Origin of the sequence: Microbacterium sp. 69-7 (genome assembly GCF_001897985.1) — a bacterium.
GTDB classification, from domain to species: domain Bacteria; phylum Actinomycetota; class Actinomycetes; order Actinomycetales; family Microbacteriaceae; genus Microbacterium; species Microbacterium laevaniformans.
In genome coordinates this window covers 955-13,045 of record NZ_MKRU01000048.1, presented here as the reverse complement: position 1 = coordinate 13,045, position 12,091 = coordinate 955, and the positions used below count along the sequence as shown (strand labels likewise).

At 70.2% G+C, this 12,091-nt stretch carries 12 protein-coding genes; 2 read left to right on the top strand and 10 right to left on the bottom strand.

The genetic code is table 11. The annotated features are described in order from the left end of the window. From BGN98_RS04465 to BGN98_RS04455, 3 genes are all read right to left on the bottom strand, one after another. The coding region (locus tag BGN98_RS04465) for a Clp protease N-terminal domain-containing protein (RefSeq protein WP_288119844.1) at positions 1–1,085 on the bottom strand (1,085 nt) is incomplete at its 3' end. A 345-nt stretch (positions 1,086–1,430) separates the two neighbouring features. Continuing rightward, the gene (cls, locus tag BGN98_RS04460) at positions 1,431–2,891 is read right to left on the bottom strand and encodes a cardiolipin synthase (protein ID WP_036286015.1); all 1,461 of its coding nucleotides are present in this window, start codon (positions 2,889–2,891) and stop codon (positions 1,431–1,433) included. A 50-nt stretch (positions 2,892–2,941) separates the two neighbouring features. Further along, positions 2,942–3,154 carry a hypothetical protein gene (locus BGN98_RS04455; RefSeq protein WP_036286013.1) on the bottom strand — a complete coding sequence of 71 codons (213 nt, stop codon included), beginning with the start codon at positions 3,152–3,154 and terminating at the stop codon, positions 2,942–2,944. 116 nt (positions 3,155–3,270) lie between these two features. Here BGN98_RS04455 and BGN98_RS04450 point away from each other — a divergent pair, with 116 nt between their 5' ends. Beyond that, positions 3,271–4,404 carry a DUF4192 family protein gene (locus BGN98_RS04450; protein WP_288119841.1) on the top strand — a complete coding sequence of 378 codons (1,134 nt, stop codon included), beginning with the start codon at positions 3,271–3,273 and terminating at the stop codon, positions 4,402–4,404. A 3-nt stretch (positions 4,405–4,407) separates the two neighbouring features. Here the strand turns inward: BGN98_RS04450 and BGN98_RS04445 are convergent, their stop codons facing one another. From BGN98_RS04445 to dhaK, 3 genes are read right to left on the bottom strand one after another with little or no spacing between them, the layout of a single operon-like run. Further along, on the bottom strand, positions 4,408–5,157 hold the full coding sequence (locus BGN98_RS04445; RefSeq protein ID WP_288119839.1) for an HPr family phosphocarrier protein: 750 nt from the start codon (positions 5,155–5,157) through the stop codon (positions 4,408–4,410). Further along, positions 5,154–5,816, bottom strand: a complete 663-nt coding sequence (gene dhaL / locus BGN98_RS04440; RefSeq protein WP_288119838.1) for a dihydroxyacetone kinase subunit DhaL — start codon at positions 5,814–5,816, stop codon at positions 5,154–5,156. The genes BGN98_RS04445 and dhaL overlap by 4 nt, the downstream gene beginning before the upstream one ends. Position 5,817: 1 nt before the next feature. Continuing rightward, positions 5,818–6,810 (bottom strand): dihydroxyacetone kinase subunit DhaK, encoded by a 993-nt coding sequence (gene dhaK / locus BGN98_RS04435; protein ID WP_288119836.1) that lies wholly within the window; start codon positions 6,808–6,810, stop codon positions 5,818–5,820. 184 nt (positions 6,811–6,994) lie between these two features. On the opposite strand from dhaK, the gene BGN98_RS04430 reads away from it, so the two are divergent. Then, positions 6,995–7,759: an IclR family transcriptional regulator gene (locus tag BGN98_RS04430; protein ID WP_288119835.1), complete on the top strand. Its 765-nt coding sequence runs from the start codon at positions 6,995–6,997 to the stop codon at positions 7,757–7,759. 51 nt (positions 7,760–7,810) lie between these two features. On the opposite strand, the gene lysS is transcribed toward BGN98_RS04430, so the two are convergent. The 4 genes from lysS to BGN98_RS04410 all read right to left on the bottom strand — a co-directional run. Continuing rightward, positions 7,811–9,361, bottom strand: coding sequence for a lysine--tRNA ligase (gene lysS / locus BGN98_RS04425; protein ID WP_288119833.1), 1,551 nt, complete (start codon positions 9,359–9,361; stop codon positions 7,811–7,813). A gap of 80 nt (positions 9,362–9,441) precedes the next feature. After that, positions 9,442–10,143 carry a DUF2520 domain-containing protein gene (locus BGN98_RS04420; protein ID WP_039412878.1) on the bottom strand — a complete coding sequence of 234 codons (702 nt, stop codon included), beginning with the start codon at positions 10,141–10,143 and terminating at the stop codon, positions 9,442–9,444. Beyond that, positions 10,140–11,747, bottom strand: coding sequence for a PH domain-containing protein (locus BGN98_RS04415; protein ID WP_288119824.1), 1,608 nt, complete (start codon positions 11,745–11,747; stop codon positions 10,140–10,142). Before BGN98_RS04415 ends, BGN98_RS04420 begins: the two co-directional genes overlap by 4 nt. Continuing rightward, the coding region (locus BGN98_RS04410) for a PH domain-containing protein (protein ID WP_288119822.1) at positions 11,744–12,091 on the bottom strand (348 nt) is incomplete at its 5' end. The genes BGN98_RS04415 and BGN98_RS04410, both read right to left, overlap by 4 nt.

Here is a 12,091-nt window from a genome sequence, read left to right as displayed (position 1 = left end):
CCCTTCAGGATGTTGATCGCGTGGGGCAGGCTCGGCTCGGCGACCTGGATCGGCTGGAAGCGGCGCTCGAGCGCAGCATCCTTCTCGAAGTGCTTGCGGTACTCGTCGAGCGTCGTGGCGCCGATCGTCTGCAGCTCGCCGCGGGCCAGCAGCGGCTTCAGGATCGAGGCCGCGTCGATTGCGCCCTCGGCAGCGCCCGCACCCACGAGGGTGTGGATCTCGTCGATGAAGACGATGATGTCGCCGCGCGTGCGGATCTCCTTGGTGACCTTCTTCAGGCGCTCCTCGAAGTCACCGCGATAGCGAGAACCGGCGATGAGCGAGCCGAGGTCGAGCGAGTAGACCTGCTTGTCCTTCAGTGTCTCGGGGACGTCGTTCTTCACGATCGCCTGGGCGAGACCCTCGACGACGGCGGTCTTGCCGACGCCGGGCTCGCCGATGAGGACCGGGTTGTTCTTCGAGCGGCGCGACAGGATCTGCATGACGCGCTCGATCTCCTTCTCGCGCCCGATGACGGGGTCGAGCTTGTTGTCGCGCGCGGCCTGCGTGAGGTTGCGGCCGAACTGGTCGAGCACGGCCGAACCGCCCTGGGCGGCCTGCTGGTTCTGCTCGCCCGCGCCGGCGGCGACACCCGCGGGCTCCTTGCCCTGGTAGCCGCTGAGCAGCTGGATGACCTGCTGGCGCACCTTGTTGAGGTCGGCGCCGAGCTTGACCAGCACCTGTGCGGCGACGCCCTCGCCCTCGCGGATGAGGCCGAGCAGGATGTGCTCGGTGCCGATGTAGTTGTGGCCGAGCTGCAGCGCCTCGCGCAGGCTCAGCTCGAGCACCTTCTTCGCGCGCGGCGTGAAGGGGATGTGGCCGGTCGGCTGCTGCTGGCCCTGGCCGATGATGTCCTGGACCTGCTCGCGGACGGCGTCCAGCGAGATCCCCAGGCTCTCGAGCGCCTTGGCGGCGACGCCCTCGCCCTCGTGGATGAGACCGAGCAGGATGTGCTCGGTGCCGATGTAGTTGTGGTTGAGCATCTTCGCCTCTTCTTGGGCGAGGACGACCACACGACGGGCACGGTCCGTGAATCTCTCGAACATTCGTCGACACTCCTCAGGCGCACGGTTCTCTGGTGCGCTTACGTCGAGGGTAACGACCAGCGAATGCCGGTATGCCCGTGTTCGCCGTCGGCGCACCGGCTCACGAACTCCGCAGAATCTCGCGTGCTCCGCACGCATCCGCCGAAACGGATGCGGAGTACGTCGCTTTCTGCGGACTTCGCGTGGCGGCGTCCGAGGCGCGCCCGGCGGGACTCAGCCCGCGATGGGGATCATGACGGGAGTGGCGAACTGCGCGTCGCCGCCGGAGAGCGTCGCGGTCGCCCCGGATGCCGCGCCGCCGCCATCCACGACGGCGAGCACTGCCCGCGGCCAGCGAGGTGCCGCTTACTGCAGTGCGGAGGTGAGTCGGGCGAGGTTGTCGAGCACCGTGGAGCGCAGCGGTTGCTGCTGCCACTCTTCGAGCGTCAGCTCGCGGCTCAGCGCCCGATATTCGTCTTCGACGGCGCGCAGCTGCGAGACGAAGTCCTCGCCCCGCACGAGGAGGGAGATCTCGAGGTTCAGACCGAAACTGCGCATGTCCATGTTGCTCGAGCCGACCACCGCGACCTCGTCGTCGATCGACATCGACTTGGAGTGCAGGATGAACGGCTTCTTGTACATCCAGATCTTCACCCCGCCGCGCAGCAGCGCCTCGTAGTAACTGCGCTGCGCGTGGTAGACCATCGCCTGATCGCCCTCTTCGGACACGAACAGCTCGACGTGCACGCCGCGCTGGCAGGCGGTCTGGATGGCGAGCAGCAGCCCCTCGTCGGGGACGAAGTACGGCGAGACGATGATGATCTTCTCGCGCGCGGAGAACAGCAGCGTCATGAACAGCTTCAGGTTGTTCTGGAACTCGAACCCGGGGCCGGAGGGGATCACCTGGCAGTCGAGGTCACCGCTGCCGGTGTGCACCTGGAACAGCTCGATGCCCTCGACGATCTCGTCGGTCTCGCTGTACCAGTCGCTGAGGAAGACGGCGTTGACCGATGCCACGACCGGCCCCTCCAGACGCGCCATCATGTCCACCCAATGAAGTCCCCGCTTGATGTTCTTGCGCAGGTTGTACGTGGAGTCGGTCACGTTCTGCGAACCCATGAACGCGGTGTGGCCGTCGACGACGAGCAGCTTGCGGTGGTTGCGCAGATCGGGACGCTGGTACTTCCCGCGCAGCGGCTGCACCGGCAGCATCAGCTGCCACGTCGCTCCCATCGCATCGAGTCGCCGGCACGTCTGCGCGTAGAACGGCTTGCCACGGTTGGCCCAGTGATCCAGCAGCACCCGCACGACGACGCCGCGCTTCACGGCATCCTCGAGGGCATCGAAGAATCCGGCCGTGGTGTCGTCGCACTGCAGGATGTAGAACTCGGCGTGCACGTACGTGGTCGCCTGACGGATCGCCGCCGCCATCTCGTCGATGCTGTCTTGATAGCCGGAGATGATGGTCGCGGCGTTCTCGCCCGACAGCGGCATCGCCCCGAGGTTGCGGTTGAGGCGGACGAGCTGTGCGAACCACTGCGGTGGATCGGGGCGCAGGGTGCCCAGGTCGAGCCCGTGACTCGTCGTGCGGATGTAGTCGTTGATCTGCTGCTGCTTCTTGCGGCGCTTGCGAGGCAGCCGAGGATTGCCGATCAGCAGGAACAGCAGCACACCGATGATCGGGATGAAGTAGATAGCCAGCAGCCAGGCCATCGCGGCCGTCGGGCGGCGGTTGCGAGGCACGATGATGATCGCCAGGATGCGCACGGTGACGTCGGTGACGAAGACCAGGATCACCCAGGCGAGCGCCCATCCGGTCTGATCCACGTCGCTCTCCCCGCTGTCGGACTCCGCTCAGCGTATCGAGAACGGGCGACTCAGGTGGCGCGAGGCGCGTCGGGCCCCGCCGTGTCGGCAGCGCCGACGGGCGGCAAGCCACGCTTGGCGCGTTCTTCGTTCTCGATGCGCGCGTAGACCCGACGCTCCGAGCGATCCATCCGGATGATGGCGCGCAGCACGAACACGAACAGTCCCAGCACGACGACGGTCGGCAGGAGCGACCAGGCGACGGCGGTCCAGTACGAGTCCATGGCTCCATGCTACGCCGCTGCGTGCGGGCTCCTCCCCAGAAGCGAGTGGGTCGCGGGTTGTCCACGACGGCGCCGCCGACGCGCAGCTCCCGCGCCCGCACGCCCAGACTCTCGGCATGTCCACGATCGTCCGCGCCGCCGATGCGGCACAGTTCCTCTCCGTTCTTCCGCACCTGCTCGGCTGCACGCCGCGCGACAGCGTCGTGGTCGTGCCCTTGTCGCAGGGACGCACGCTCGGCGTGATGCGGGTCGACCTTCCGTCCGAGACCGCGGCGGCCGGCGCCGCCGCCAGCATCATCGGCATGGCCTGTCGAATCGTCGACGTCGAGGCGGTGGTACTGGTCGTCTACACGGATGCCGAGATCAGCGACGATCCGTCGCCAGGTCTCCCCCACCCCGCGGTCATCGCCGCCCTCCGGACGCGCGCCGACGAGTGCGGGCTGCCGGTCGCGGAGGTCTTCGTCGTCGCCGCGAACGGCTGGGGATCGGCGCTGTCGAATCGGCTGCCGCCCGGCGGCCACGACCGCGCACGCATCGCCCCGCGCGACGATCTGCCGCCCGAAGCCGTGGACGGCCCACCCGCGGTGGACCAGGCGGCCGGCGCACAGTTGCCGATACCCGGCGCTGCGCGTCGGCGGGCCGTCGGACAGGCACTGCGGTCGCTGGACGCGGCACTCGAGACCATCTGCGGCATCCCGCGGGTGAGTGGGGCCACGCCCGCTCGCATCGACCCGGCGGCGCTGGAGGCCGCGTGCGCGCTCGACGACCTCCCGGCGCTGTTCGAGCGCGCACTGTCGTGGAACCCGGATGATCTGGCTCCCATGGATGCCGCGTCGATCGGCTGGTGCCTCGCCCGCGCAGGGCTGCGCGACGTCGCGCTCGTGCAGTGGGCCAGTGACGTCGACGGCGGAGATGCGGCCATGGAGGCCCAGCGGCGGTGGGAGGACGGCGAGCTGTATCCGAGCGATCTCGCCGAGGTGATGTGGGGAGACGGCCCGCGACCCGATGCCGAGCGTCTCGACGCGGCGCTGCGCCTGGCGCGCAACGTCGCCGCCCTCATGCCGAAGAAGCGCCGGGCGGGCGCTCTGGCGGTGTGCGGTTGGATTGCCTGGGCGCGTGGGCGCTCCACCCACGCCGACGCCTACGTCCGCCAGGCACTCCACGCCGACCCCCGGCACGGCCTGGCCGAGATCGTCGGGTCGTTCGTCGCCGCCGGACACCTGCCCGACTGGGCGTTCCGTGCGCGGTAGAGATCAGGCCGGCGCCTGGTCGAGCTCACCGAAACCGTCGTCGACGAGCCGACGCACCGTTTCGACGGCGGCAGCGGCGTCCGGTCCGCTCGCGCTGATGCGCACGGTGGCGCCGCCCCCGGCTCCCAGCGCGAGCAGCCCGATCATGCTGAGGGCGGATGCCGGGCCGGCACCGGTCGTGAGGTTCGCGATCGAGACGTCCGTATCGAAGGCGCCGACGGCCTTGACGACGAGGGCCGCCGGCCGCGAGTGCAAGCCCATCGGATTGCGCAGCAGCGCCTCGACGGACGCGTCGGATCCGAGGGCGCCGGCGGGCGCGTCGGAGGCCGCGGGGGGCATCGGCGCGTCCGCGGATGCCGCAGGGGCGTGCGCCTGCTTCGCCGCGAGCGCTGTCGACACCTCGTTCGCAACGTCGTCGAGGCCTCCGCCCGCCGCCGCTCGCACGAGCCCCGCGGTGATCCCCTCCACGAACGGCCCGTCGCTGATACGCACCGCAACGGTGCTCGTCCGCAGATCCAGAGCGAGCTCCGAGCTGAGCACCGCTGAGCCGAGATCGGTGATGATCAGCACACCGTCGGCGTCGGCGAGCGCATCGATGGCGTCTGCGATGGCCGCCGCGTCCGTGCCGAAGCTCCCGTCTGCTCCCGAGGCGATCCGCACCGCCGGGGCCTCGCCGTGGATCATCTGCATCCCGAGATCGACGGCGGCCTGGGCCAGAGCTTCACTGTGCGAGACGATGACGAAGCCGATCACGCGGCTTCCCCCGCGGCGGCGTCCGCGAATGCTCTCAGCAGCAGGGCTGTCGACGCCGACCCCGGATCGACGTGACCGGCACTGCGTTCACCCAGGTACGAGGCGCGGCCCTTCCGGGCGACGAGCGGCTCGGTGTCGGCGCTGCCCTGCTCGGCCGCGTCGGCTGCGGCCGCCGCGGCATCGGCGAGTGTCGCTCCTCCCGACAGGGCGGCCTCGAGTGCGGTCAGCGCCGGACCGAACGCGTCGATCATCGTCTTGTCGCCCGGCTGCGCGTGACCTCGCGCGACGACCGCAGCGACGCCGGCCGACAGCGCGTGCGCCCACTCCGCGGCCGACATCGATGCTCCGGCGGGCGCGTTCTTGCCCATGTCGAGGAAGAGGGTGCCGTAGAGCGAGCCGCTCGCTCCACCGACCTTGCTGACGAGGGTCATGCCGACGGCTTTGAAGAACTCCGGAACGCTCTGCGGCGGTGTGGCATCCAGCTTCGCGACGATCGCGGTGAAGCCGCGGAGCATGTTGGTGCCGTGATCGGCGTCGCCGATCGCGGAGTCGAGCGCGGTCAGATGGTCGGCCTCTGTCGTCAGGCGGGCGTCGCTGAGCCGCACCCACCGGTCGAGAACATCGAGGGTCACGGTGTCCGTCGTCGCGGCATCCGTCATCTCAACGTCCCCACCGCAGGGCGCTCGTCTCGACGGGAGCATCCCACAGGCGCAGCAGCTCGTCGTCGGCGCGCAGAAGGGTGAGAGAGCAGCCCGCCATGTCGAGGCTCGTGACATAGTCGCCGACGAGGCTGCGGGCGACCGTGACGCCCTTCGCCGCGAGGGCGTCGGCGATGTCGGCGTACATCACGTACAGCTCGATGAGCGGCGTGCCACCGAGCCCGGTCAGCAGAGCGATCACCGGAGCGCCCGTGAAGTCCAGGTCAGCGGTGATCGCTTCGACGAGCTCGGCGGCGATGTCGTGCGCAGGGGCCAGGGGCACGCGCGTGCGCCCTGGCTCGCCGTGGATGCCGACACCCAGCTCCATCTCGTCATCCGGCAGATCGAAGCTCGGGTGACCGACCGCGGGCACGGTGCAGCTGGTCAGCGCCACGCCCATCGAGCGCCCGTGCGAGGCGACGTGCTCGGCGACGGCCTTGACCTCCGCCAGGCTCTTACCCTCGGCCGCCGCCGCCCCGGCGATCTTCTCGACGAGCAGGGTCGTGCCGACACCGCGACGCCCGGCTGTCCACGTCGAGTCCTTCACCGCGACGTCGTCGGCGACGATCACCGACTCCGAGGCGATGCCCTCGTCGGCGGCCAGTTCGGCCGCCATCTCGAAGTTGAGCACGTCACCCGTGTAGTTCTTGACGATGAAGAGCACGCCCGCACCGGAATCGACGGCCTGGGCCGCGGCCAGCATCTGATCAGGCGTCGGCGAGGTGAACACCTCGCCCGCGCACGCGGCATCGAGCATGCCCGCGCCGACGAAGCCGCTGTGCAGGGGTTCGTGTCCCGAACCGCCGCCCGAGATCAGCGCGACGCGACCCTCGCGGGGGGCGTTGCTGATGACCACGCGGTTCTCATGGTCGACGGTGAGCTCGGGGTGGGCGGCCGCGACGCCGCGCAGGGCATCGGCGAGCACCGATTCGGCCGAGTTGATGAGCTTCTTCATGCGCGGATCTCCTCTTCACTGAGTTGTCGCAGGTGGTTCTCGCCGGCGTTCTTCGACGGCCTCGTCGCGGGGGTGGCTTTTCGACATCATCGACTGCGATTCGTCTATGTCGAATATCTGCCCCATTTGCACCCGTGTCAAGAGGTAGTGTGACGTCAACCGTCCGCGCGCGAAAGGTCTCGGGATGATCCAGTCCATCGACCGCGCCGCGCGCATCCTCTCCCTGCTGCAGGGTGCGCGGCGCCTCGGCATCAGCGAGTTCGCCGTCGCCCTCGACCTGCCGCCGTCGACGGTGCACGGCCTCGTGAAGTCGCTGCAGGAACACGGTCTGGTGATTCAGGAGGCGCGCGGCAGCCGCTACGCCCTCGGCCCGGCGCTGCTCACCCTCTCGAGCGTGTACCTCGACACCCTCGACGTGCGCGCACGGTCGCTGCGGCGCATGCACGACCTGTCGCATCGCACCGGACTCGCCTGTCGGCTGGGTGTCGCGCACAACACGGACGTCCTCGTCATCCACCACGATCGCCGGCCCGACGGCACGGAGCAGATGCCCGAGACGGGGATCACCCTCCCGGCCCACGCCTCCGCCCTCGGAAAGGTGCTGCTCGCCTACGACGACGACTTCCGCACGGAGGTGCTCGCCCACCCCCTGGCCGACCTGACCGGCGACACGGTCACCGACACGGCCGCGCTGCAGGAGCAGCTGATCGTCGTGCGGGACGGTGCGCTGGCGACCGAGAACGAAGAGGCCGTCATCGGCGACGCCTCCGTCGCCGTTCCGGTCGCGGGCGAGGACGGCACGGTGATCGCGGCGCTCGGGGTCGTCTTCCCCGCGCCGGCATCGGAGCTGGATGCCGCAGTCCTCAAGGAACTGCGCGACGCGGCACAGGCGATCTCCCGCGACCTGGGAGCTCCGAGCTGGCCGCCCCGAGCGGGCGCGGCGGTCTGATCAGCGCCACGGGCCGTTGAGCGCGCGCAGCGCGTCGACGCGCCCCGCGGGCTACTTCACCAGCGGGAAGAGGATCGTCTCGCGGATGCCGAGTCCGGTGATCGCCATGAGCAGTCGGTCAATGCCCATTCCCATGCCGCCGGTCGGGGGCATGCCGTGCTCGAGCGCGCGCAGGAACTCCTCGTCGACGCGCATCGCCTCATCGTCACCACGGGCCGCGAGCTTCGCCTGCTCGACGAAGCGCTCGCGCTGGATGACGGGGTCGACGAGCTCGGAGTATCCCGTCGCCAACTCGAAGCCGCGCACGTACAGGTCCCACTTCTCGACGACACCCGCGACGGTGCGGTGCTCGCGGACGAGCGGCGAGGTGTCCAGGGGAAAGTCCATGACGAAGGTCGGCCGCTCCAGGCCGCCCTTCACGAAGTGCTCCCACAGCTCTTCGACGTACTTGCCGTGCGTCGCGACCTTCTCGGGCACCTCCACGCCCACCGACGCGGCGAGCGCCTTCAGCTCGTCCAGCGGGGTCTCGGGCGTGATCGGAGTGCCCGCGGCATCCGAGAGGGACGCGTACATCGAAATGCGATCCCACTGTCCGCCGAGATCGAACTCCGTACCATCGGCCCACGTGACCGTCGTCGAGCCGGCCACGGCGATCGCCGCGTTCTGGATGAGCTCCTGCGTGAGGTCGGCGATGCCGTTGTAGTCGGTGTAGGACTGATAGGCCTCGAGCATCGCGAACTCGGGGCTGTGGGTGGAGTCGGCACCCTCGTTGCGGAAGTTTCGGTTGATCTCGAACACGCGGTCGATGCCGCCGACGACGGCGCGCTTGAGGAAGAGCTCGGGAGCGATGCGAAGGTACAGCTCGGCGTCGAACGCGTTCGAGTGCGTCACGAAGGGCCGCGCCGCCGCCCCGCCGTGCTGCACCTGCAGCATCGGAGTCTCCACCTCGAGGAAGCCGTGATCGGTGAAGGTCTGGCGCAGCGACGCATTCACCTTGGCGCGCGCGATGACCGTCTCCCGCGCCTGATCGCGGGCGATGAGATCGAGGAAGCGCGAGCGCACCCGGCTCTCCTCGCTCAGCTCGCTGTACAGGTTCGGCAGCGGCAGCAGCGCCTTCGCCGCGATCACCCAGTCGGTGACCATGATCGACAGCTCGCCGCGGCGGCTGGAGATGACCTGACCGGTCACCGAGACGTGGTCGCCGAGGTCGACGAGGTCCTTCCAGGCCTGCAGCGACTCCTCGCCCACTTCGGCGAGCGACACCATCGCCTGGATGCGGCTGCCGTCGCCGGCCTGCAGCGACGCGAAGCACAGCTTGCCCGTATTGCGGCTGAACACGACGCGTCCGGCGACCGACGCGGTGACACCGGTCTCGGCACCGGCCTCGAGATCGGCGTAGCGCGCGCGCAGAGCGGCGATGGTGTCGGAGACCGGGACGGTCACCGGGTAGGCGCCGCCCGCGGCATCCGCCCGCTCGGCAAGCAGCCGCTCGCGCTTGGCGAGGCGTACCGCCTTCTGCTCGTGCACGTCGGCGAGGTCCGCTCCCTCGGCGTCAGGGGCGGCCGGGACGGGCGTGGACGCGGCGTTCGGCGTCTGAGTCATGGTGCGGGGCTCCTCGGAATCGACGTTCCAGTCTATCGAGGCCCGCCCGCGCGCCCTCCGGCGCACCGCGACCCGCGCGGTCAGCCGCCGAGGACGTCGTCGATCAGCGGCGACCCGTCCTGCAGCGCCCGGTCGACGGCGGAATGCACGAGCGCCGAGAGGTAGCGTCCGGGTTCCTCGATGCCGGCCGAGCGCAGCAGCGACGTCGATTGGCGGACGACGGATGCCGAGAACGCCGTCGCTGTCGCGATGGCCTCGCCGTAGGCGGCGCGGTCGGCTTCGGCGACGACGACGGGCTCGCAGCCCAGCTCGACGGCGAGCGCCTGCGCGATCGGCAGCACCGCGGCCGGCGCCGTCACCGCCGCGAACGCGTCCTGCAGCTGGCGCAGATCCATCGAGCTGCCGGTGAAGGTGACCGCCGGGTGCACCGCGAGCGGAATCGCCCCGCGGCGTGCCGCAGGAGCGAGCACATCGGTCCCCCACGCGGGATCGGTGTGCAAGACGAGTTGCCCGATCTGCCAGCGATCGAGTTCGGCCAGACCGGCGACCAGGCTCGGCAGCTCGTCGTGCGGAACGGCGATCACCACGAGCTCGCTGCGACGCACGATCTCGTCGGCATCGAGCACCGGAACCCCGGGCAGAATCGCTTCGACGCGGTCGCGGTCGGAGCCGGCCGTGATGCCGACGAGGGCGTGTCCGGCGCCGGCCAGGGCCGCCCCGATGACGGGCCCGACGCGTCCGGCGCCGATGATCCCCACTCCCAGCCTGCTCGCGCCGCTCATGCGCGTCCTTCCTCTTGGTCGGTGGTCGCGATCGCGATCGGCGCCGGCGACGCGGGCGGCGCGGCATCCCACCGGTGCGAACGGTCGCTCGCGGCGGCCGCGATCACCGCTCTCGCGGCCCGCTGCCACACCGCGACGGCGGCGTCGCGGTCGAGTGCCCCGACCGCGCCCGGCACCTGCCCGGCGACGGTGTGCCCGGTGAGGGTCGCCGCCTTCTGCGAGCGGCCGATCGGGCCCTGAGACAGCGCCACCGACTGCAGGCGCGCGAGCGGGAGGATCACGAGCGAGCGCCAGATGAGTCCGCGGCGAAGCAGGATCGCGTCGGGGGTGAGCAGCACACCGTTGCGACGCCACGACAGCGGCCGCAACCACCACGCGCGCCGCGGGGTCGTCACGTACGGGTCGCTCTCGTCGTGCGGGCCGAGCAGGCCGTGCACGACCAGTTCCTGCCACTGCGCGGCCGAGATCCCGGGAAGGAACAGGCGGAGCACCCGCTCGACGTCGTCGCGGGTGCCGACGGGCAGCACGTCCGCGAACTGCTGCGACTGCGCGTCATTGGCCGAGCGCCCCGAGAGCCGGTTGACCCGAATCGACCACCAGCCGCAGCCGCGCCAGAGCAGCGGCTGACGGATCTCGAAAGCGTGCACGCGTCCCGGCGGCAACGTCTCGGTGATGGTCGTGAACAGTCCGAAGGTGATGCGCACCCCTGAGGGCGTGGGGGCGATCGAGTAGCGCAGCGCGCGGGTGATCGTACGGAACCAGTAGGCCGCGAACCCCAGCGCGGCCGGCACGAGCGTGAACAGCACCCAGGGGGTGCCGACGACCGAGCCGACGATGATGGCGGCGACCACGACCAGCAGCCACAGCGTCGACCCCGACAGCAGCCGAGAGCCGATGAGTCTTCCCGGCGGGATGTGCACGACGGATGCCGGTTCGGCGACGGGCTGTTCGGCGCCGTCGATCAGCCCGGTGAGCGCCGCGCTGACAGTGGCGACGGCGGCCCGCCCGCGGGGCACGGATCCCGCGGCATCCGAGGCTCGCGCGAGCTGGCGGCCGGAGGCGAGGCGAAGGATGTCGGCGCGCAGGGCCTCGGCGTTGGTGGTCGAGAGGTATTCGAGCTTGACGTTGCTGTCGAGTCCCGCGCCGACGACCTCGAGCTTGGCCGCGCCCAGGAGCCGCGCGACCATCGGGCGGGTCAGGTTGACGCCCTGCACCCGATCCAGCGGCGCGCGGCGGTGGGTGCGGAAGAGGATGCCGCTTCGCACCTCGACGTCGTCGCCGGTGATGCGCAACGTGTGGAAGCGCCACGACAGCCAGAAGCCGCCCAGCAGGAGCAGCAGTACGGCCAGCACCGCCACAAGCGCGAGCAGGATGAGGTTGTTGCTGACGACGTAGTCGACGGGGTCGGCCTCGTAGCGTTCCAGGTCGGCGACGGCCGGGAAGAGCCAGCCGATGATGCGGTCGCGCAGGTTCGTGATGACGATGCCGAGCACGACGACGAGGAACAGCCCGCCGCGCAGCACGGGCGTCAGGGGGTGCAGCCGGTGCCACTCGCCGTCGCTGAGCGGCGAGCGCACGTCGGCGACGGCGGCGGGATCGGTCACAGGCCGGTCCGTCGGGTCTCTGCCACCGCGATCAGGGTGTCGCGCAGCAGCTCGGCGGCGGGCTGCGTGAGCCCGGGGATCACGACACCGGTGGTCGCCGCGGCGGTCACGAGCTTGAGCTGAGCGATGCCGAAGACCCGGTCGAGGGGACCGTGGGTGATGTCGACGAGCTGCATCCGGCCATAAGGAACCGCGACCATCCTCTGCCAGAGGATGCCGCGGCGGAACACGAGGTCGTCCTCGCGCAGCTGGTAGCCGTAGGCGCGGGCCTGGCGCGGGAGGATCACGAGCGTCCACACCGTCACGACCGTGACGACACCCGCCGGAATCCACACCCAGCCGAG